At 71.8% G+C, this 21397-nt stretch carries 20 protein-coding genes; 9 read left to right on the plus strand and 11 right to left on the minus strand.

Annotated features, from left to right (window positions below; all coding sequences use genetic code 11):
* Nucleotides 1-24 precede the first annotated feature (24 nt).
* The 7 genes from RB608_RS07050 to RB608_RS07075 all read left to right on the plus strand — a co-directional run bounded on the left by RB608_RS07050 (nucleotide 25) and on the right by RB608_RS07075 (nucleotide 9613).
* Nucleotides 25-1863 carry a DUF4012 domain-containing protein gene (locus RB608_RS07050; RefSeq protein WP_308087100.1) on the plus strand — a complete coding sequence of 613 codons (1839 nt, stop codon included), beginning with the start codon at nucleotides 25-27 and terminating at the stop codon, nucleotides 1861-1863.
* A 112-nt stretch (nucleotides 1864-1975) separates the two neighbouring features.
* Nucleotides 1976-2788, plus strand: coding sequence for a cobalt transporter (locus tag RB608_RS07055; protein WP_308087101.1), 813 nt, complete (start codon nucleotides 1976-1978; stop codon nucleotides 2786-2788).
* Entirely contained in the window at nucleotides 2785-3468 is a 684-nt protein-coding gene (locus RB608_RS07060; RefSeq protein ID WP_308087102.1) for a hypothetical protein, read from the plus strand. Before RB608_RS07055 ends, RB608_RS07060 begins: the two co-directional genes overlap by 4 nt.
* 12 nt (nucleotides 3469-3480) lie before the next feature.
* On the plus strand, nucleotides 3481-7947 hold the full coding sequence (locus tag RB608_RS07065) for a LamG-like jellyroll fold domain-containing protein (protein ID WP_308087103.1): 4467 nt from the start codon (nucleotides 3481-3483) through the stop codon (nucleotides 7945-7947).
* Between the two features lie 248 nt (nucleotides 7948-8195).
* Complete coding sequence (locus RB608_RS28270) at nucleotides 8196-8276, plus strand: putative leader peptide (RefSeq protein ID WP_372449664.1); 81 nt, start codon at nucleotides 8196-8198, stop codon at nucleotides 8274-8276.
* 180 nt (nucleotides 8277-8456) lie between these two features.
* Nucleotides 8457-9305, plus strand: coding sequence for a sulfurtransferase (locus tag RB608_RS07070; protein ID WP_308087104.1), 849 nt, complete (start codon nucleotides 8457-8459; stop codon nucleotides 9303-9305).
* Nucleotides 9305-9613 carry a DUF1416 domain-containing protein gene (locus tag RB608_RS07075; RefSeq protein ID WP_308087105.1) on the plus strand — a complete coding sequence of 103 codons (309 nt, stop codon included), beginning with the start codon at nucleotides 9305-9307 and terminating at the stop codon, nucleotides 9611-9613. Before RB608_RS07070 ends, RB608_RS07075 begins: the two co-directional genes overlap by 1 nt.
* Before the next feature lie 61 nt (nucleotides 9614-9674).
* On the opposite strand, the gene RB608_RS07080 is transcribed toward RB608_RS07075, so the two are convergent.
* From RB608_RS07080 to RB608_RS07125, 10 genes are all read right to left on the minus strand, one after another.
* Nucleotides 9675-10463, minus strand: coding sequence for a GntR family transcriptional regulator (locus tag RB608_RS07080; protein ID WP_308087106.1), 789 nt, complete (start codon nucleotides 10461-10463; stop codon nucleotides 9675-9677).
* A 99-nt stretch (nucleotides 10464-10562) separates the two neighbouring features.
* Nucleotides 10563-11333: a 3-oxoacyl-ACP reductase FabG gene (gene fabG / locus RB608_RS07085; RefSeq protein ID WP_308087107.1), complete on the minus strand. Its 771-nt coding sequence runs from the start codon at nucleotides 11331-11333 to the stop codon at nucleotides 10563-10565.
* Nucleotides 11334-11385: 52 nt separating this feature from the next.
* The gene (locus RB608_RS07090) at nucleotides 11386-12381 is read right to left on the minus strand and encodes a phosphotransferase (RefSeq protein ID WP_308087108.1); all 996 of its coding nucleotides are present in this window, start codon (nucleotides 12379-12381) and stop codon (nucleotides 11386-11388) included.
* The gene (locus RB608_RS07095) at nucleotides 12381-13028 is read right to left on the minus strand and encodes a microcompartment protein (protein ID WP_308087109.1); all 648 of its coding nucleotides are present in this window, start codon (nucleotides 13026-13028) and stop codon (nucleotides 12381-12383) included. The genes RB608_RS07090 and RB608_RS07095 overlap by 1 nt, the downstream gene beginning before the upstream one ends.
* Nucleotides 13029-13073: 45 nt before the next feature.
* The gene (locus RB608_RS07100; protein WP_038681564.1) at nucleotides 13074-13355 is read right to left on the minus strand and encodes a BMC domain-containing protein; all 282 of its coding nucleotides are present in this window, start codon (nucleotides 13353-13355) and stop codon (nucleotides 13074-13076) included.
* Nucleotides 13356-13419: 64 nt separating this feature from the next.
* Nucleotides 13420-13686 (minus strand): EutN/CcmL family microcompartment protein, encoded by a 267-nt coding sequence (locus RB608_RS07105; RefSeq protein ID WP_308087110.1) that lies wholly within the window; start codon nucleotides 13684-13686, stop codon nucleotides 13420-13422.
* Nucleotides 13686-14183 carry a hypothetical protein gene (locus tag RB608_RS07110; RefSeq protein WP_308087111.1) on the minus strand — a complete coding sequence of 166 codons (498 nt, stop codon included), beginning with the start codon at nucleotides 14181-14183 and terminating at the stop codon, nucleotides 13686-13688. Before RB608_RS07110 ends, RB608_RS07105 begins: the two co-directional genes overlap by 1 nt.
* Nucleotides 14180-14782 carry a BMC domain-containing protein gene (locus RB608_RS07115; RefSeq protein ID WP_282402966.1) on the minus strand — a complete coding sequence of 201 codons (603 nt, stop codon included), beginning with the start codon at nucleotides 14780-14782 and terminating at the stop codon, nucleotides 14180-14182. The genes RB608_RS07110 and RB608_RS07115 overlap by 4 nt, the downstream gene beginning before the upstream one ends.
* Before the next feature lie 3 nt (nucleotides 14783-14785).
* Entirely contained in the window at nucleotides 14786-16381 is a 1596-nt protein-coding gene (locus RB608_RS07120; protein WP_308087112.1) for an aldehyde dehydrogenase family protein, read from the minus strand.
* Nucleotides 16381-17667, minus strand: a complete 1287-nt coding sequence (locus RB608_RS07125) for an aminotransferase class III-fold pyridoxal phosphate-dependent enzyme (protein WP_308087113.1) — start codon at nucleotides 17665-17667, stop codon at nucleotides 16381-16383. Before RB608_RS07125 ends, RB608_RS07120 begins: the two co-directional genes overlap by 1 nt.
* Before the next feature lie 220 nt (nucleotides 17668-17887).
* Between RB608_RS07125 and RB608_RS07130 the strand changes: the two genes are divergently transcribed.
* On the plus strand, nucleotides 17888-19456 hold the full coding sequence (locus RB608_RS07130; RefSeq protein WP_308087114.1) for an APC family permease: 1569 nt from the start codon (nucleotides 17888-17890) through the stop codon (nucleotides 19454-19456).
* Between the two features lie 114 nt (nucleotides 19457-19570).
* Nucleotides 19571-20575, plus strand: coding sequence for a LuxR C-terminal-related transcriptional regulator (locus tag RB608_RS07135; RefSeq protein ID WP_308087115.1), 1005 nt, complete (start codon nucleotides 19571-19573; stop codon nucleotides 20573-20575).
* Between the two features lie 12 nt (nucleotides 20576-20587).
* Here the strand turns inward: RB608_RS07135 and RB608_RS07140 are convergent, their stop codons facing one another.
* Nucleotides 20588-21367, minus strand: coding sequence for an SDR family NAD(P)-dependent oxidoreductase (locus RB608_RS07140; RefSeq protein ID WP_308087116.1), 780 nt, complete (start codon nucleotides 21365-21367; stop codon nucleotides 20588-20590).
* Nucleotides 21368-21397: the final 30 nt, after the last annotated feature.

Below are 21397 nucleotides of genomic sequence, written 5' to 3' on the forward strand. Positions count from 1 at the left end.
CGAAGTACCTCTATGCTCGCCCCCATGTCGACCGAGCGGCGCCGCCGGCGCCGCAGCCGGCCGCGGACACCCGTCGAGCGCCTGCGTCGCCGGCTGCGCCATCTTTCCCGGAGCCGGCACCGCGGCCTGCTGGTCCTGGCGGCGGTGGTCCTCGTGGCGGGCGCCTGGGTGGGCTGGACCCTGTGGTCCACCAGCCGGGCGCTGGCGGACGTGGCGACGCGGGCCGAGGTGATGCGCGCCGCGCTCGTCCGGGGCGACGCCGACGGGGCCCGCCGGGCGATGGCGGAGTACCGCGACGCCGCCGAGACCGCGCGGTCGCGCACCGGTGGCCCGACCTGGTCGGCGCTCGAGCTGCTGCCGGTCGTCGGCGACGACCTCGACGGCATCGCCGTGGTCGCCGACGTGCTCGCCGACCTGGGACGAGACGGCCTCCCGCCGCTGGCCGACGCCGCCGAGGAGGTCTCGGGCGAGGCCTTCCGCCCCCAGGGCCATGCGTTCCCCGTCGACGCGATCGCGGGACTGGCCGATCCGGCCGAGCGCAGCGAGGCGGCCTTCGACCGGGCCGACGCCGCGCTGGCCGACGTCGACCCGAGCTCGTTCGTGGGGCCGGTCCGGCACCGGTTCGACGAGCTGCGCGACCTCGTCGTCGATGCGCGGCAGACCCTCGACACGACGTACCGCGCCGCTCGGCTGATCCCCCGGCTCATCGGGGACGACCGGCCGCGCCACTTCCTGCTGGTCCTGCAGAACAACGCCGAGGCACGCAGCAGTGGCGGCCTCCCCGGCGCCCTCACGCTGGTGCGGGCCGACCGGGGGCAGGTCGAGGTCGTCGAGCAGGCCGACGCCGCGGACCTCGGGAGCTCGGACCAGCCGATCCTGCCGTTGAGCGCCGAGGAGCGGGGTGCCTTCGGCGACCTCCTCGGTGTCTATCCCGTCGACGCCACCCTCACGCCGGACTTCGGGCGGGCCGCGGAGCTGCTGCGCACCCGCTGGCAGCAGGTCCGCGGCGGCCGGGTGGACGGCGTCATCTTCGTCGACCCGGTGGCCGTGAGCTACCTGCTAGCCGGGACCGGCGCCGTCCCGGTCCCCGGCTATCCGGCGGTCACGTCGGACACGGTGGTCGCCGCGGTGGAGAACCAGATCTATCGGCTCAGCGAGGACCGGCAGGCGCACAGCGACTACCAACAGGCGGTCGCCGAAGCGGTGTTCGACGCCTTCGCCGACGGCTCGGGCAACTCGGTCGCCGTCCTCACCGGCCTGGTGCGCGCCGTCCAGGAGGGCCGGGTCCGGCTCGCGCTGACCGAGCCCGAGGCGCAGCGGGAGATCGCCGGCACCGCGATCGCGGGCGAGTTCACTCCCGAGGGCGGCACCGAGCCTCAGGTCGGCATCTACCTCAACGACGCCGGGCCCACCAAGATGCAGTACTACCTCGCGTACGACGCCCGCGTCTTCGCCCGCTCCTGCGAGGGCGGCCGGCAGGCGATCGCCGGTGAGGTCGAGTTCCACAGCGACACCCCGCCGGACGTCGGGCAGCTGCCGCCGGCGATCACCGGGGCGACCTACCCGGGGGTGCGGGTGGCGCCCGGCCACCAGCTGCTGGTCCTCTATCTCACGACCCCGGTCGGCGGGAGGCTCGAGGAGGTCGCGGTCGACGGCCGCCCGCAGTCGATCGACGCACTGCCGTTCGAGGGCCGCGACCTGGTCCGGGTCGCGGTCTCCCTCGCGCCCCAGGAGCGCCACCGCCTCTCCTTCGTCATGCGCGGCGGCCCCGGGCAGGACGGCGACATCGAGGTCGAGGTGAGTCCGGGGGCGCGGCCGGTGAGCTCCAATGCGACGGTGCCCTCGGCCTGCGACGTCCGCTGACGCCGCGCGGCCGCGGTCCGCCGGGCCGGGCCCCATCTCTTTACCTTCGGGACACCCCGGCGCCACGGATCGGGGGCATTGCGGTCACCCGGCATCGTGAACATGGCTGCCCGTGGCCCCCACCTCCCAGGTGGCGCGACTGGCCGATGCCCTTCTCGTCCCCTCCCTCGATGACCGACTGATCGACCTGGTCGGCGCGCCCGGCTTCGTGCCGGTGGCGTTCCTGCTCGCCTTCGCCGCCGGCGCGGCCCACGCGGTCGGCCCCGGCCACGGCAAGAGCCTCGCCGCGGCGTACCTCGTCGGCTCCGACGGCAAGGTCCGCGACGCCGCCTGGCTCGGGGCCTCGGTGGCGGTCATGCACACCGTCTCGGTCCTCGTCGTCGCGGTGGCGTGGACCTTCCTGTCGCTCTCGGACCTGCTCTCCCTCGAGCGTCTGACCAGCGCGTTGCAGCTGTTCGCCGGGTTGCTGGTGATCGGGGTCGGGGTCTGGCTCCTGCGCCGTCACCTCCGGGCCGGCGGCCACGGTCATGGCCATGGGCACGGCCACGGGCACGGTCACGGTCACGGGCACGGGCACGGTCATGGTCACGGCCCCAGCCGTCCCGGCCTGGTGCTGCTTGGCATGTCCGGCGGCCTGACGCCCTCGCCGGCAGCCTTCCTGGTGCTGGTGACCGGCATCTTCACCGGCCGCTCGGGGTTCGCGCTGCTGCTGGTGATCACCTTCGGGCTGGGCCTGGCCACGGTCCTGTTCGGGGTCGGCCTGCTCGCGCTGGCCGGACGCAACCTGGTGGTGCGCGCCGCCGAGTCCCGGACGCTGGTCGCCGCGGCCACCCGGGTCGCGCCGGTGCTCGCGGCGGCCAGCATCACGGTGATCGGCGGCGTGCTGACGACGACCGCGGTCGGGCAGCTGGCGGGCGCGGCGTGACCGGCCTCCTCGCGGCGCATCCGTTCGGTGATCCGCAGACCGTCGAGATCGCGGCCGACGCCGCCGACCCCGCCGTCGTCCACGTCACCTGGAAGGTCGGTGCCGCCGACGACCTCACGCTGCTCGGCATCCACCTCGGCGTGCTGCCCGAGGACCGGGTCATGCTCGACGGGGCGATCAGCTACGACGACGGCGACGCCGCGCTCGTCGAGCAGGCCGCGGAGGTCCAGGCCTACCTCCTCGAGCACGTCACGGTGAGTGCCGCCGGTCAGGCGTGCACCGGCCGGGTCGAGGCGACCGGCGACCTGATCGCCGACGGGGCCGACCTCGTCTTCGCCTGTGCCGAGGCACCGCGCGTCGCCACGGTCGCGGTCAGCACGCTGACCGACCTGCACCCGGCGTACCGGACCCTCGCCACCGGCCCCGACGGCCAGCACCAGGTCTACGGGGCGGACGCGCCCAGCCACGACTGGACGCTGGGTGGCACCGGCGGCACCGGCAGCACCGGCGGAACCGGCACCGGCACGGCCGGCGGCACCACGCAGGCGCAGTCCCTGGGCACCGGGACCAGCGCCGCCCTCCAGATCGGCGGCGTCCTCGGCGTCGTCCTCCTCGTCGCCGTCGCCGGAGCCGTCGTGGCCCGGCGCCGTCGCCGGGTCCCTCCCACCCCCACCCCATAAAGGAGACATGTCGTGCCCGCACGACCGATGCGCAGGCTCCGGCTGCTCGCCACCTCGGTGGTCGCGGCGGCCGTCGCCTCGGGCGGCCTGATGGCCACGCCGAGCCAGGCCGCACCCGCAGCAGCCCCGGCGCTGCTGCCCGAGACCCCTTCGGCGACCGCCGAACCGGCACCCACCCCCGACATCCTCGACGTCGGCTTCCCCGGCGGCGTGCCCACCGACGCCGCCCAGTCGCTGGCCCCGATCACCTACGGCACCCCGACGTACGGCACCGACGTCCGGCAGGGCCCGGTGATGACCGTGGACGGCGTCGACGACGCGGTCGGCTTCGCCTTCGAGGAGCAGTGGCCCAAGCTGACGACCGGCGCCAGCATCGAGTGCGTGTTCCGGGTGGACACCGCGATGCCGGTGGTCCGGGAGATGGACCTGTGCTCCGACAAGGAGGCCGGCGGTCTGTCGATGTACGTCACCGGCGGCAACCTCGGCTTCATGGGGCACATCGGCGGCGGCTACAAGAGCGCACTGACGCCGATCGAGGGCGACCGGTGGTACCACGCTGTCGCGACCTGGGACGGCAGCCAGATCAAGCTCTATGTCAACGGCCAGCTCGCCCAGACCACGGCGGCCGCCGGTGCCCTGACCGCTCCGGCGGCCGCGGCCCAGCGTTTCATCGTGGGTGCCGACGCCAGTCCGACCGGCATCGGTCAGCCCGCTCCGCCGAGCACCTTCGCGGCCTCCGGCGTCTTCTCCCGCGCCGTCACCGCGGACGAGGTGAAGGCCCTCGCCGCGGAGTGGGACACCGCGGTGCCGACCCCCGCGGCGGACGTCCTGGACGTCGACTTCGCGGACGGTACGCCGAAGGACCGGGTCCGCGACCTCGCCGTGAAGACCTTCGGCAGCCCGACCATCGCGCACGACAACGCGCTCGGCCGTGACGTCGCGTCCTTCGACGGCGACGACGCCTACGGCTACGCCCTCACCCCGCACTGGGGCGAGATCAGCAACGCGGTCACGCTCGAGTGCACGTTCCGCTACCTGGGCACGCTGCCGCGCAGCACCGAGGCCGCGGTCTGCTCCGGCAAGGAGGCCGGCGGCCTCTCGATCTACCTCAACGAGGACAAGGTCGGCCTGATGGCCCACATCGGCGGTGGCTACAAGACCGCCCGGGCCACCTTCAGCGCCAACCGCTGGTACCACGTCGTCGGCCTGTGGACCGGCACCGAGATCAGGCTGTACGTCGACGGCGTGCTCGCCGCCACGACGCCCGCCACCGGTGCCCTGACCCTGCCCAACGCCACGGCCCGGGCCTGGACGCTCGGTGCCGACTCCTCGCCCAACGGCGGTGCGCAGTTCTACGCCCCGGCCAGGCTGGCGAACGCCCGTATCTACAGCCGCGCGCTGAACGACACCGAGATCAAGGCGCTCGACATCGCCGCCTTCGGCGAGCACCCGGACGCCGGCGTCAGCCTGACCTCCTCGGTGCCGGCCGCCGGGGACAGCCTCTCCGCGCCCGTCGAGCTCGACCTCGACATCGCCCACGAGGACAACGCCGCCGGTTGGACCTACCTGCTGGACGGCAAGCCGGTCGCCGAGGGCGACCTGATCGGCCCCGGCCTGCAGGCCGGCCCGCACACCCTCACGGCATCCGCCGTCGACGTGTTCGGCAAGGAGATCGCCTTCACGATCCCGTTCGAGTCCGACACGATCCCGACCGGCGGCGGCGCCGGCTCCGGGGAGGGCAAGGGCGTCGTCCAGCTCTCCGCGATCGCGACCAGCCCCGACGGCGGCGAGGTCACCACGACCTTCCGTGAGGCGACCGCGACCGTCGCCGACGGCGGTGTGCAGGGTGTGGTGAAGAAGGTCCCGACGACCCTGGACTTCGTGCACGAGGACGAGCAGCCGATCGCGGGCGAGCTCACCCCCGACGACGGCGAGGCGAAGGCCAGCGCCACCAGCGGCGACATCCCGTTCCAGCGCTTCGACGTGGCGGTCGGCGCGGCCGTTGCCGGCCAGCAGGTCGTCTGGAAGGGCGTCGTCGACCCGGAGCGCTCGGTCACCCTGCACGCCTGGAGCACCGAGACGTCGCGGTGGGCCGAGCTCGCCACGGCGCGCGGCGTGCGCGACGGGGACACCGTCCTCAACGCCGTCGTCCGCCCGGCGATGGTCGACCAGGGCACCGTGCACCTGCTGGTGCTCGGCACCGACCCGTTCGCCGACGACCTCGCCCCGCGCGACGAGTCGGCGGCCCAGACCAAGGACCGGTTCGAGGACCCCGAGGACTACGACTTCTCGCTGGCCCACTTCACCGACACCCAGTACCTCGCCGAGGGCGCCGCGGGCGGCACCTACGACGACTGGGACGGCAACGTCGAGCCCTCGGACCAGATGAAGGAGGCGGAGCGGGCCATCTGGGACCGGGCCTACCGCGCCACCACCGAGTGGATCGCCGAGCAGGCCGGTCCGCGCAAGATCAAGTGGGCCGGGCACACGGGCGACATCATCGAGAACGACTACTACAACCCGCTGGCGACCAACGGCAGCGGCGGGCTGCTCTACCCGGGTCTCGACGAGCAGGTCACCCGCGAGTTCGAGTTCACCTCCGACGCGCAGCAGACGTTGGACGGCTCCGGCATTCCGAACCAGGTCATCGCGGGCAATCACGACAACCAGCTGGGCAACGAGACCGGTCCGACGTCGCGGTTCAACCGGTACTACGGGCCCGACCGCTACTACGAGGTCTCGAAGGGCTGGCCCGCGGGGGCGTCGTACCACGCCTGGGACGAGACGACCGACTCCGAGGGCAACGTCAGCACCCCGGGCCAGGACAACCAGAACAACTACATCCTGTTCTCCGCGGGCGGCCTGGACTTCGTCGCCGTGGGCCTGTCCTACGGCGTCACCCAGGAGGAGGCGGACTGGGCCAGCTCGGTCTTCGAGCGCTACCCCGACCGCAACGGCATCCTGCTGACGCACGCTTACATCGCTCCCTCCACCGCCAAGGACGGCCGAGGCGCGAGCTTCTCCGGCGACGGCTCGAAGCTGTACGACGAGGTCGTCTCGGCGAACCCGAACGTCTTCTTGATCCTGGCCGGCCACGAGCACGGCGTCGGCACCAACCTGAAGACCGGTGTGGGCGCGACCGTGCAGCACGATGTGGTCGAGCTGCTCGCGGACTACCAGTTCTACAAGGTGTCCGCGCGTGAGCTGTGGCCGGACAAGGTCGACAGCAGCGGCAACATCGACCTCGACGGCGACGGCGTCACGGACCACAAGGCGACCGATCTGCTGCAGTTCGGCGCCAGCTGGCTCCGGCTGCTCCAGTTCGACGTCGACCGGGCCGAGGTGAGCATCGACACCTACTCGCCGCACTTCGACAACTTCGGCGCGACCGAGTACGACGACCGCAAGCGCTACAACGGCGCCGAGGACAACCTGGTGCTCCCGGTGGACCTGTCCAGCCGCACCACGACGTTCTCGACCGACGGGCTCACGGTGGTCACCCCGACCGCCGAGGTGATCGGCGTGCAGACCGCGAGGTCGGGCTGGCCCGCCACCGTCGAGTGGAAGGACCTGACGGCGGGCGTCGTCTACGCCTGGACGGCGGAGAGCCGCACGACGTCGGGCGACCGGATCGGCTCGCTGCCGCAGTTCGGCACGGTGTTCCGGGCGACCGCGGCCGGCACGGACGTGACGGCACCGACGATCGAGGTGCCGGCCGAGACCACGCTGACGGTCGGTGACAGGTTCGTGGCCAAGGACGGCGTGACGGCGACCGACGACGTCGACGGTGACCTCACCACCCAGATGGAGGTCGTCGGCGACGTGGACACCGGCCAGGCCGGCAGCTACCCGCTGACCTACGTCGTCGCGGACAAGAACGGCAACCAGGCGATCGTCTCCCGGGTCGTGCGGGTGGTGGAGCCGGTCGACGCCCGCGCCACCACGGCCGTCACGGTGGGCAATGTGTCGGTGGCCTTCGGCCAGCAGCCCACGCTGAGCGCCCAGGTCAGCCCCGCGTCGGCCACGGGCCTGGTCCGCTTCCTCGAGGGCGAGGAGATGCTCTGCGAGGCGATGGCCGCGAACGGCACGGCCTCGTGCACCGTCAAGACGCTGCCGCCCCCGGGCGACTACGTGGTCGTCGCGTCCTACGCCGGCGACAAGAGCCACCAGGAGTCGCAGCGGTCCTTCGTCCTGAAGGTCGCGGCGGCGCAGGCGGACCCGCGACTGAAGGCCAAGGCCGCCAAGGCGTCCCTCGTCGGTGACGCGAAGGTCAAGCTCAAGGCCAAGGTCGCGCCGGGCGTCACCGGCCGGGTCGTGTTCAAGAGCGGCGGGCGCCGGCTGTGCGTGGCGACGATCGAGGACGGGGTCGCGACCTGCAGGGTGCGCCTGCGGCCCGGCACCTGGAAGGTGAAGGCGAAGTACGCCGGCAGCGCGGCGTACGCCAAGGACAAGGCGGTGTTCACCGTCCGCAAGCGGTGAGGTGGCGTTGAGTCGTCACATCTGACCTGTCGAGTCGTCACTTCTGCCCGTTGCCGCGGCGACGGTGTCAGAAGTGACGACTCGACGCGAGGACGTGACGACTCAACGGGTCAGATCCGCCGACTCAACGGGTCGGATCCGACGACTCAACGGGGGGACTCGACAGATGATCTCAATATGTGGGCATGCGTCTCGATATTTGGAACGCCGAGTTCGTGGATCCGGGAAAGCCGCCTAGGCTCTCTCCCATGTCGACGACCCTGCTGCTGACCAAGCGGCGCGCGGTGGACAACTGCCGCGTCAGCTCGGCGCTGTGTCGACCCTGCTGACGGGTCTCCCTTCCTGAGGGTCTCCGAGGACTCCGGCTCTCCGCCACCTCGCCCGTCGTCTCCGTGGCGCGCTCGTGCGCCCAGGCGCTGTCCTGTGCGTTCGCCGTGTCGCCCGTCAGGAGCGCGTGCAGCAGCACCGTCCGTCGTACCGCACCATCGCTACCACCAGAAGGAATCACCATGAGCCGCGAGAATTCACTCGTCTCCACCCAGTGGGTCGAGGACAACCTCGACACCGACAAGGTCGTCGTCATCGAGGTCGACGAGGACACCACGGCCTACGACAAGGGCCACATCAAGGGTGCCATCAAGCTCGACTGGACCACCGACCTGCAGGACCAGGTCCGCCGCGACTTCGTCAACAAGGAGCAGTTCGAGGCCCTGCTGTCCGAGCGCGGCGTCGCCAACGACGACACCGTGATCCTCTACGGCGGCAACAACAACTGGTTCGCCGCCTACGCCTACTGGTACTTCAAGCTCTACGGCCACCAGGACGTCAAGCTGATGGACGGCGGCCGCAAGAAGTGGGAGCTCGACAGCCGCGAGCTGACCGACGAGCTGCCCACGCGCGCCGCGACGTCGTACACCGCCCAGGAGCAGGACCGCTCCATCCGCGCCTTCCGTGACGACGCCGTCGCCGCGATCGGCACCCACAACCTGGTCGACGTCCGCAGCCCCGACGAGTACGCCGGCCGCCTCCTCGCCCCGGCCCACCTCCCGCAGGAGCAGTCGCAGCGGGCCGGCCACATCCCGACGTCGGTCAACGTGCCGTGGAGCAAGAACGCCAACGACGACGGCACCTTCAAGTCCGACGAGGACCTGCAGGCGCTGTACGCCGAGGTCGGCTTCGACGAGACCAAGGACACCATCGCGCTGTGCCGCATCGGTGAGCGCTCCTCGCTCACCTGGTTCGTCCTGCAGGAGCTGCTCGGCAAGAAGAACGTCAAGAACTACGACGGGTCGTGGACCGAGTACGGCTCCCTCGTCGGCGTTCCGATCGCGCTCGGCGACGAGCCCGGTGACGCCTGATGTGCGGCGCCAAGGTCGGCGGCCTGTCGCTCGACGGCGTCAACGTCGCGAAGGAGGCCGTGATCCAGGGCCAGGTCGTCCGCGGCAGCGGTGAGGACGCGGCGCCCGTGGCGAGCGCCTACGTCCGGCTGCTCGACCAGACCGGCGAGTTCACCGCGGAGGTCCCGACCTCCGCGACCGGCCACTTCCGGTTCTTCGCCGGCGACGGCCAGTGGACCCTGCGCACGCTGGCGCCGAAGGCCGACCCCGTCGACCGCGTCGTCCAGGCGCAGACCGGCTCGGTCGCCGAGGTCCTGATCTCGATCTGAGACCCCGGCAACGCCCCGACGGCCCGGACGACGATGTCGTCCGGGCCGTCGCGCGTCCCGCTCAGCTCGCGGGGACCGACGAGATGGTCGCGAAGTGCGGCGTGTCCCCACCAGGGACGCCGCGCAGACCTCGGCCCGGCGTACGCAGGGTGATCCGCACCCGGTCGGACCGGAACAGGTCGTGGGAGAACTCGAACGGCGTCCCGGTCGTGTCGTAGGTGGTCCGGGTGATCGAGACCAACGGGTCGCCGACGGCGACGGCGAGCAGGGCCGCCTCCTCGTCGGTCGCGTGCACGATCTCGACGACCTCCTCGGCGTCGGCGATGACCACGCCGTAGTGGTGCTCGATCAGCTCGTAGATCGAGCCCCCCAATGACTGCTCGAGCAGCCCGGGGAAGCGGTCGGCGGGCAGGCGGGCGTGGTCGAGTGAGAACGGCGTCCCGTCGGCGAGCCGCAGCCGTCGTACGTCGACGACGAGGTCGCCCTCGCCGAGCTGGAGGGCACGGCGGGTGGCCGCGTCGGCGACGCCCATCTTGGTGGCGACGACGCGGGTGCCGGCGGAGTAGCCCTGTCGGGCGAGATAGGCGGGGACGCCGACCACCTTGGTCAGGTCGTGCTCGACCTTCGCGTGGTTGATGAACGTGCCGCCGCCCCGCCCGGCGACCCGGCGCACCAGCCCGGCCTCCTCGAGCGCGGCGAGCACCTGGCGCAGGGTCGCCCGACTGACGCCGTAGTGCTCGGAGAGCTCGCGCTCGCTGCCCAGCCGGGCGCCCGGGGGGAGGGTGCCGGCGCCGATGTCGGTCAGCATCCGGCGCCGCAGGGTCTCCGCGACGGCGTGCTCGTTGGCCATTGCCTCGCTCCTCTCCGGCTGTTCCCGGCGAACCACCCGATTGGTCTGACCAGGTGGTCGAAACGGTACCCGACCCGGCGCGCTCGACCCGGAACCGGCTCAGATCTCCGCGAGCGCCTGGAGCGACTCGGGAAGCACCTGGCCACCGTCGACGACCAGGCTCTGGCCGGTGACGTACCCCGCCTCCTCGGTGGCGAAGAAGAGCGCCGCGTTGCCGATGTCGGCCACGCTGCCCAGCCGCTTCTGCGGGACGCTGGCGGCCATCGCGGCCAAGTAGTCCTCACCGAGCCCGTCGAGGCCCTCGGTGACGACATTGCCCGGCAGCACCGCGTTGATGGTGATCCCGCGCGGCGCCAGCTCCAGCGCCGCCGTGCGGACGAAGCCGAGCTGGGCGGCCTTGCTGGCGCCGTAGTGCGACCAGCCCGGGTAGCCGGTGTAGGGCCCGGTGATCGAGGAGGTCACCACGATCCGGCCCCGGCCGCTGGCGGTCAGCGCGTCCAGGCAGGCCTGGACGGCGAAGACGGTGCCGTCGAGGTTGGTCGCCATGACGGTGTGCAGGTCCGCGGCCGTCATCGCGTCGAGCCGGGCCGCGGGGAAGATCCCGGCGTTGGCGCACAGCACGTCGATCCCGCCGTGCCGCTCGACGGCGGTCGCGGCCATCCGGTCGCAGTCCTCGCGTGAGCTCACGTCGGTCACGGCGTACGACGTCGCGCCGCCGATCTCCGCGCACGCGGCCTCCAGCGCCGCCTCGTCCCGTCCGGTGACGAGCACCCGGGCGTCGGCCCGGGCGAAGACCGTGGCGATGCCGCGGCCGATGCCCTTGCTGCCGCCGGTGACGACGACGGAGCGTCCAGCGAGTGAGGTGAACATGGGTCCTCCGGTTCGGATGGGATCGGGCGGTGTCAGGCGGTGTCAGGCGGTGTCAGGCGAGGGTGGCGCCGTCGGACGCCACATAGCGGTGGGCGAGCTCGACGGTGCCGGCGGTGTAGCCGGGGCCGAGCTCCTGGCACTCGCGGGAGTGGGCGTGGGAGCCCAACCAGGCCACGAGCAGGAGCCGGCGCAGCATGACGAAGGTCGGCAGCATCGCCTCGTGCTCGGGGGCGAGCGCCGTCACGGAGCGGTAGCCGCGCAGCCAGGCGTCCTGCCACTGCGCCAGCCGCGGGTCGTGCTCGATGAACGACACGGCGGTGCCGAAGTCGTACATGAACCACGACATCCCGCAGTCGTCGAAGTCGATGACGGTGACCTGGTCGCCCTCGACGAGCAGGTTCGCCAGCCGGAGGTCGGCATGGACCAGACCGAACCGATCCGCTCCCGCGCCGTACGACGCGAGGCGCTCCCGCACGATCGCGGCGGCAGCGCCCAGCGCCTCCTCCTCGGCCGGGCCGACGCCGATGCCGTCCTGCCATCGCCCCCAGCGGGGCTGCTCGCCGAGGGAGTGCTCCCAGTCCCAGCGGAACCGGTGGAAGCCGGCCGGCGGGGTCCAGGAGCGTGCGTGCTCGTGCATCCGCGCGGTGATCGTGCCGAGCGTCTCGAAGTCGGACGTGCCGAGGGCGACGTCGTCGGGCTCGATGCCGGGCACGAGCTCGAACAGGACGCAGTGTCGCTCCTGCCCGTCGACGACCACGGTGGTCACCGGCTCGCCGCTCTCGTTGGGGATCTCCGCGGAGGTCGCGACCTCGGACTCCGTGCGCAGCGCGGCGAGCCAGGCGAGCTCGCTCTCGATGTCGGTGCGGGAGTGGTAGCCCACCCGGTGCACGCGCAGGATGGCGCTGCGTCCGGTGTCCGGGTCCTCGACCAGGAAAGTGGCGTTCTCGGACAGGTTGATCATCCGGAGGGTCCGTGCCGGGCTGAAGCCGTACGACGACAGGGCCAGCTCGGCGATCCGGGTGTCGAGCGCCGCGGCGACGGTGTCCATCAGTGCTCCCGTCCCTCGATCGACTCCAGGACCGTGGTGATCCGGTCGCGGGCCACCTCGACGTCCTCGGTGGTGCCGCCGAGGTAGAGCCGCCCGGCCGCCCCGATGAACTGCACGTCGACCATGGTGATGCCCGGCGCCGCGCGCTCCGCCTCGTTGGCGGCGACGGCCGCGAACAGGGCAGGCGTCATCTCGTAGACGAGGAGCGACTGTCCCGGCATCAGCATCGACCCCGATCGGTTGCGGTTGAGGATCACCGCGTGCTGGTCGGTGATGTGCTCGATGATGTCGTGGTAGAGCACCCGCGGGCGGAGCTGGTCGCTGGCCGAGCTGCCGGTGCCGTCGAGCACCGCCTGGCCGGCGGCGGTGACGTCGGCCAGCGACGACGCGTGCAGCTCGAGCACGCCGAACTGCCGCTCCACGAAGAGGATGCCGGGCTCGACCGTCGGCACCGCGCGCAGCGCCAGGTCGATCACGCGCTCGATGGCGAGCGCGGGGGCGACCTCGATGATGAGCGCGTGGTCCCCGGCGTACGGCGGGTAGCCGCGCGCCCGGGTGGGCGTGCCCAGGTAGGCGGCGAACTGCGGCTGCAGGTCCTCGACCATCAGGTTGACCCGCAGCTCCGTGCGGGCGTGGGTGGCGGTCATCGGACCTCCTCTTCTCGGGATGCTGGCGTGGCGGCGGCGGTGGGGCTACTTCGCGCTGACGTCGAAGTGGTTGCCGATCTCCGCGTGCGGGCGGGGGATGACGTGGACGCTGACGAGCTCGCCGACCTGCGAGGCCGTCTCGGCGCCCGCCTCGGTGGCGGCCTTGACCGCGCCGACCTCGCCGCTGATGACGACGGCGACGAGCCCGTCGCCGACCTCCTGGCGGTCGGTGATGGTGACGTTCGCGGCCTTGACCATGGCGTCCGCGGCGGCGAGCGCGGCGACGAAGCCCTTGGTCTCGATCATGCCGATGGCGGTGCTGGACATGTGCTGCTCCTTGGGTGCGGTGGGTGGTTGACGGGCGCTCGCGGCGCCCGACATCGGTGGGGCGCTAGGCGCCGGGGGGTGGACCGTCGACGGAGCCGATGATCAGCGCGTCGACGGGTGGGGGAGTACCGGGGAACCAGGCGGCGGCGACCGAGCCCTGGGCGACCAGGACGTGCTCACCGAGCCCGCTGCCCAGGACGTCGAAGGCGACCAGGCGGGTGCCGCTGCCGTCGCCCTCGGTGCCGACCTCGACCTCCAGGAAGGCGCCGTTGGGCAGGCCGTCGATCCTCTTGGTGGACCAGACGCTTCCGGTCACGACTGCTCTCAGCATCAGCGCTCCTTCTCGATGGGAACCCCCAGCGCGCGAGCCCTCTCGCGCGCCAGGGGAGTCAGCACGGCGCGGCGGCCGAGGACCAGCCGGCGGCCCGCCTCGGCGGCCGCCTTGACCTGGCGCTCGGTGACCGCGCCGGAGTCGATCCGCTGCACCGGCCGGGTCTGCGGCACGGCGGACGTCGTCCCGCCCTCGAGCCGGAAGCGGAGTCGCCCGGCCCGCAGGTCCTGGCGGTTCTTGGGGTTCTCGAACAGGGCGAGCAGCTGCCGGGCGAACCGGTCGAGGTCGGCGTCGTCGGCGATCCGGACCGCCTCGACGCGCTCGCGCAGCTGCGGCGGCGTCACGTGCTCGGCGCCCGCGACGCCGGCGGGAGGTGCCGGCGTCGCGGTGACGGGGGCCGGGGGCGCGGCGGCGGCCGGCGCCGGTCCCGCGAGGTCGGCGACGACCTCGCGGACCACCTCCGCGATCAGCGTCCGCAGGTCGGGGGGCGAGGTCACGTGAGCCCTCGCAGGGCGTCCTCAGCCGCCTCTGCCGCCTGCCGGACGTCGGCCTCCTTGCCGGACAGGTAGACCCGGCCGGTCGCGCCGATCATCCGGTAGTCGACGACCTTGATGTCGGCGGCCTTCTCGGCCTCGTTGGTCGCCACGATCGCGTACGACGCGGGCTGGACCTCGAGCACGTACATCGACTCGCCCGGCAGCACCATCGACCCGATCTTGTTGCGGTTGATGAGGAAGGCGTGCTGGTGGTCGATCGAGCTGATGATCTTGCTGGCCAGGATCTGCGGGCGCACCGCGCTGCCGGCGTCCGCGCCGAGCGCGTCGAGCACCCCCTCGGCGGCGGCCTTGACCGACCCGGTCTCGCCGTGGAACTCCAGGTAGCCGAACTGCCGCTCGACGACGAGGACACCGGCGGCCACCTCGGCGTGCTTGAGCGCCACGTCGGTGATCGGCTCGATGTCGATGCCGGGCGCGACCTCGATGATCTGGGCCGCCATGTGGGCGCGCGGCAGGGTGCCCTTGATCCAGGTGCCGAGGTAGCACAGGGTCTGCGGCTGGAGCCGGTCGATGAAGATGAAGGAACGCAGTTCAGCCATGGGTCAGCCCTTGATGAGGTGGGAGAGCTCTTCGACGACGAGGCGTCGTACCTGCTCACGGAAGGCGGCGTCGCCGGCGCTCACGCCGCCGGCACCGGCGCGGGCACCGATCCGGTCGACGAGTGCGTCGACGTGCGCGGGTGTGTGCGACCGGGGCGCGCGCTCGTCGTTCGACGGCACCGGGTACGCCGGCACCGGCGCGTGGTGGTCGGGCCACGGGCTCAGTCCGGCGTACGCCGGCATCGCCTCGGCGGGGTCGCTGTTGTAGGCGATCCGGGTCCAGTTCACGAGGTGCTTCGGCTGGAGGTTCTCGCCGAGCGCGCTGCGCCCGACGAAGCCGGTGCCGATCGTCATGGTCGGGGCCAGGTTCGTGTCGAGCCCCGATCCGCCGGTGCTGTTGCCGACGTTGACCGAGACCCGCAGCACGGGCACCTCGGCGGCGTACCGCATCACGGTGCCGGGGTCGGCGGAGTGGATCGCCGCGCTGTGCCCGGCGCCGGCGATCCGGATGATCGCCCGCGCGGTCGCGATGCCGGTGCTCGCGTCGGGGACGCGGATCAGCCCGAGCACCGGCGAGAGCTTCTCGTGGGTGAGCGGCTCCTCGGGCACGGCGGTGTCGAAGGGCGCGACGAGCACCTTCGTGCGCGGCCCGACCCGGATCCCGGCCCGCTGCGCGATCCACGCGGCGTCCTTGCCGACGACGTCCACGTCGAGCCGGCCCTGGGGGAACATGGAGTCGCGCAGTCGCTGTGCGTCGTCCGCGCTGAGCATGGCCGCGCCGGCCCGCTCCATCTCGCGCACGAGCTGGTCGGCGACCGCCTCCTCGGCGATGAGCACCGACTCGTTGGTGCAGAGCACCGAGTTGTCGAAAGCCTTGCTCTCGACGATCCGCCGGGCGGCGGCCCGCACGTCGGCCGTCGCGTCGACGAGGACCGGCACGTTGCCGGGCCCGACGCCGATCGCCGGGTTGCCCGAGCTGTAGGCCGCGCGGACCACGCCGGTGCCGCCCGTGGCGAGGATGACGTTGGTGCGGGCGTCGCCCATCAGCGCCTCGACCAGGGGGATCGTCGGCTCGGCGATGCTCTGCACGATGCCGTCGGGGGCGCCCGCCTCGACCGCGGCCCGGGCCAGCAGCCGGGCCGCGTCGTGGCAGCACTCCTTCGCCATCGGGTGCGGGCTGACGACCACGGCGTTGCGGGTCAACAGCGCCAGGATCACCTTGAAGAAGACGGTGGCGACCGGGTTCGTCGAGGGCGTCAGGGCGAGCACCACGCCGGCCGGGCGCGGCACCTCGACGATCTTGTCGTCGATGCGCACCCGTGGCGTCACGAAGTCGTCGCCGGCGTAGGCGTCGACGATGCCGCGCGAGCAGGCCTGGTTCTTGCGGACCTTGTGCTCGACCACGCCGAAGCCGGTCTCGCGCACGGCCCACTCGGCGTACTTCTCGGCATGGGCGTGCGCGACGTCGGCGACGGCGCGCACGATCCGCTCGACGTCGCTCGCCGAGTACGACGCGTAGGCGCGGGCCGCCCAGCGGGCGCGCTCGAGGAGGTGCCCGGCCGCGCCGGGCGCGGTGACGGTCTGGGGCTGGTCGGACATCAGCTGGCCCTCCGGCGCGAGAGTGCGGGGTCGGCGGCCGCGCGGCCGATGGCCAGCGCGGTGCGGTCGAGGAGCTCCTCGACGAGATCGGGCGTCATCAGGATCCCCGGCTTGTACTGCAGGACCCGCGGGTCGAGCGTGGAGAAGATCGCCCAGACGCCGAGCTCGTAGAGCTGGCGCATGACGTACTTCGCGCCCTCCGGGTGAGCGAACTCCAGGCCGAGCACGACGCCGTTCTGCCGGATCCCGACGAACCAGTCGGGGTACTGGGCCTGGACCTCCCGCAGCCCGGTGCCGACCCGGTCGGCGATGTAGTGGACCATCGAGCGGACCTCGGGGCGCTGGGTGATCTCGAGCGTGGTGAGCGCGGCGACGCAGCCGAGCTCGGCGCCGCCGAACGTGGAGATGTGGCCGAAGCCGTCCTCGTGCAGCCAGGCGCCGGCGCGCTCGCTGAGCAGCACGGCGGCGATCGGGTAGATGCCGCCGGACAGGCCCTTGCCGCTGACCAGGATGTCCGGTTCGATGCCGTGCTTGGTGATGCCCCAGAGCTCGCCGGTGCGCATCAGGCCGGTCTGCACCTCGTCGGCGATGTAGAGCGCGTCGTACCGCTCGCAGAGCGCTTTGACCGCTTCGAGATAGCCGGGGTCGGGCAGGGGGAAGCCGTAGGTCGCGGGGATCGTCTCCATGATCACGGCGGCGACGTCGCGACCGCGCAGCGCCTGCTCCATGGCGTCGAGGTCGTTGAAGGGGACCTGGGGGAACTCCTCGGGCCGGTCGGCCAGGAAGAGCTTGGCGAACCGGTCGTCGCCGGTCGCGACGGCCAGCCCGGTGTGCCCGTGGTACGCCTTCACGATCGAGACGATCTTGCGCTTCTGCATGGCGTGCCGCGCGCTCTTGAGCGCGATGTCGATCGCCTCGCCGCCGCCGGAGGCGTAGGCGACCTTGGTCAGGCCGGCCGGCGCCGACTCGACGAGCGCCTCCGCGAGTGCGGTCCGTCCGAGCGAGGGGAAGTGGTGATTGCCGACGTCGAAGCGGTCCATCGCCTTCTTCACCGCGGCGACCACCTCCGGGTTGCGGTGCCCGAGGTTGTAGGTGCCGCCGTTGAGGTGGACGTCGATCAGCCGGCGCCCGTCCATGTCCCAGAGCAGGTAGCCCTCGCGCCGGTCGATCACCAGGTCGATCCCGCTGTCCGACCAGAACCTGGTCTTGTCGGGGTTCCAGTAGTGCGCCGACTTCTCGAGCATCTCTGCCTTCGAGTCGAAGCTGAACGCGTCGTAGTCGTGCATCGCCATCCCTACGTGTCGGTGGCCGCTCCGTGGCGGCACCGGAAGCCTTGGTGTCGAAGATCCTGTTTGGTCAGACCGAAAAAGTCAATGGTTGAAAGTTGAGAAAATTGTCTGACCCAAAACCTTGATTTGGTCTGTTCGGTAGTGCCAGCATGCGGGGCCTGGTGTGAGCCAGCACACAACCCGGACGTGCCCCTCGGGCACGGGAGAGAGAGTCCGCATGTCTGCAGAGGAGACGCGCGCAGTACCGGAGACCGACACAGGGGTCCAACGCCTCAAGCCGAACGCGGTCGGTCTGGTCGGCGTCATGTTCATGGCGGTCGCGACCGCCGCGCCGATCACCGCGATGGTCGGCAACGTGCCCATCGCGATCGGCTTCGGCAGCGGGGCGAACGCCCCCGCCGGCTACCTCGTCGCCACGATCGTGCTCGGGCTGTTCGCGCTCGGCTACTCGGCGATGGCCAAGCACATCACGTCGACGGGAGCCTTCTACGGCTTCATCTCGCACGGACTGGGCCGCGTGGTCGGGATGGGCGCCGGGGCCCTGACCACCCTCGCGTACGTCGTGTTCGAGGCCGCCCTGGTCGGGATCTTCTCGTTCTTCGCGGCCGGCTTCTTCGCCACGCACACCGGCCTCGACATCTCCTGGATCTGGTACGCGCTGCTGATGCTGGGCGTGAACACGGCACTGACCTACTTCGACATCAACCTGACCGCGGTCGTGCTCGGGGTCTTCCTCGTCACCGAGATCGTCATGCTCGGCGCGATGACCGTCTCGATCCTCGCCTCCGGCGGGGGGCCCGACGGCTGGTCGCTCGGCTCGCTCAACCCGCTCAACGCCTTCCAGGGCCTCGACGGCAGCGTCACCAGCCCCGACACGGGCGCCACGCTCGTCGTGGCCGGCTCGGCCGGCATCGGCCTGTTCTTCGCCTTCTGGTCGTGGGTCGGCTTCGAGTCGACCGCGATGTACGGCGAGGAGTCGCGCAACCCCAAGAAGATCATCCCGCTGGCGACCATGCTCTCCGTGCTCGGCATCGGGCTCTTCTACGTCATCGTGTCGTGGTCGGCCATCGTCGGCACCGGTCCGGACAACGCTGTGGCCCTCGCCCAGGACAGCGCCACCGCCGGCCAGATCTTCTTCGGCCCGGTCGAGCAGCACCTCGGCCACGGCGCGGTCGTGCTGTTCGAGTTCCTGCTGATGAGCGGCTCCTACGCCTGCGGCATGGCCTTCCACAACTGCGCGTCGCGCTACATCTACGCGATCGGCCGCGAGGATCTCGTGCCCGGCTTCGGCAGGACGCTCGGCGCCTCGCACCCGCGGCACGGCTCGCCGTACATCGCCGGGTTCGTGCAGACCACAGTCGCGACCGTGATCGTGCTGCTCTTCTTCGTCACCGACCGTGACCCCTACGGCCAGCTCTACGCGCTGATGGCGATCATGGGGACCACGGCGATCATGATCGTCCAGGCGCTCGCGGCGTTCGCGTGCATCGCCTACTTCCACGTCCAGGGCAAGCACCCCGAGACGGCCAACTGGTTCCGGACCCTCGTGGCGCCGCTGATCGGCGGCATCGGCATGGTCTACGTGATCTGGCTGCTGGTCGAGAACGCCGGCTTCGCGGCGGGCGCCGCGGCCAGCGACATCGTCTTCAAGCTGTCGCCGTGGGTGGTCGGCGCGGTGGGCGTGGCCGGCCTCGGGTTCGCGCTGTGGGCCAAGCGCTTCGCGCCGGAGCGGTACGACACGATCGGCCGGATCGTCCTCGAGGACACCCAGGAGCGCTCCGCCTGACCCCCGTCGTACCGGACAAAACAGTCGTGAAATCACCGATTTTGCGACCGTTCTGTCCGGTACGACGGAGGCAGGGGGAGCGTAGGCTGGGCCGATCGTCAGCAGGGAGTCCCGATGAGCAGTCGTCCTTCGCCGCTCGACCTGGTGGCCGACGTGGCTGCCATCTGCGTCGAGCACACCCCCGCCACCGTGCGGGCCACGGCCGTCCTGGAGCGCATCGGCGAGGCGATCCCGCTCGAGGCGGCCGCGCTGTCCACCTTCGACCCGGTCGAGGAGCGACACCTGACGGTCGCCGAGATCGGCTACTCCGACCCCGTGCTGACCTACCTCAACGACGGCTTCGTCAACGACGACCCGGCGTTCCTGACCATGCGCTTCCGCAACCCGCGGCCGCTGCGCTGGTGCGACATCCCCAACTACCGCGACATGTTCAGCGCGCACGAGGTCTTCATCCCGGGCGGCTTCGCGGAGGGGTCGACCACCTGTCTCTTCACCCGCGACGGGCGCTACACCGGGGCGCTGCACCTGAGCTCCGACTCGCCGTTGCCGATCAGCGACTCCGCCGTCGAGACGTTGATCGCGTTGCAGCGCGTGATCGCGCCGCTCATGGACGCGATGCGCCCGCCGGAGGGGCACAGCTGGACCGAGCTCCTCGAGGACGCCGCCGAGGCCGGCCTGATCACGGCCGACCGGCGGCTCGTGGCGCTGCCCGGCCTGCGCCGGGACCGCTGGCTGGCCGACGACTCGCCGCTCACCGCCGAGCTGCTGGCCCGGCCGGAGGGCCCGCCGTCCCGCTTCGCCTGGGTGTCGCCGGCCGGCCGGTGCCACGAGGTGCGCACCACCCGCCTGGCGACCGGAGTCCTGGTGACGCTGCGCGAGGCTGCGGCGCCGTACCGGCTCTCCCCACGCGAGGTCCAGGTGCTGACCCTGGTAGCCGCCGGCCTGGGCAACCCCGCGATCGGGCTCTCGCTCTCGCTCAGCCCGCGCACGGTCGCCACCCACGTCGAGCACATCCTCGCCAAGCTCGGCTGCGCCACCCGGGTGGCCGCGGCGAGCAAGGCGGTGGCCGAGGGGATCGTCCCGCTCGCGGCGCCCACCCCCTCGCTCGTCCGCATCTGACGCCCCGGTCCCTCAGGCGTCCAGCTCGACCGGTGTGCCGATCGTCCAGCCGCCGTCGACCAGCAGGTTGTCGCCGACGACGTGGTCGGCGAGCGGGCTGGCGAGGAAGAGCACGGCGTTGGCGACGTCCTGGGGGCTCGCCCAGCGACCGCGGGGCGTCTGCCCGGCGAGCGCGTCGTGGGTGGCCTGGTCGTAGAGCGCCGTCATGTGCGTGGTGACGAAGCCGGGCGCGACCGCGTTGACGTTGATCCCCCTGCTCGCGTAGTCGAGCGCGACCTGGCGCGTGAAGTTCACGATCGCGCCCTTGGTCGCGCAGTACGCCGCGAAGCCCGGGTTGCCGCGGAAGCCGCTGATCGAGCTGATGTTGACGATCTTGCCCGGCCGCTCGCGGGCGAGCAGGCCGCGCACCATCTCGCGGGTGCAGTGGAAGGTGCCGTCGACGTTGACGAGGAACTGGGTGCGCCAGGTCTCGTCGTCGGTCTCGTGCACGCTGCCCTCGCGCAGCACGCCCGCATTGTTGACGAGCACGTCCAGCCCGCCGAGGCGCTCGTCCAGGTCGGCGAAGACCGACGCCACGTGCGCGCTGGCGGTGACGTCGAGCTTCACGAACTCCGCCGAGCCGCCCTCGGCGACGATCAGAGCGGTGGTGGTCTCGCCACCCTCGCGCGCCTGCTCGGTCAGGTCGGCGACGACGACGTGCGCGCCGACCCGGGCGAGGGTGGTGGCGATGGCCCGGCCGATGCCGGAGGATCCGCCGGTGACGACGGCCACCTTGTCGGTGAGGTCGATCATGATCGGTCCCTTCTTCAGTGGTCGGTGTTC

Source organism: Nocardioides sp. LHD-245 (genome assembly GCF_030929495.1).
Classification (GTDB): domain Bacteria; phylum Actinomycetota; class Actinomycetes; order Propionibacteriales; family Nocardioidaceae; genus Nocardioides.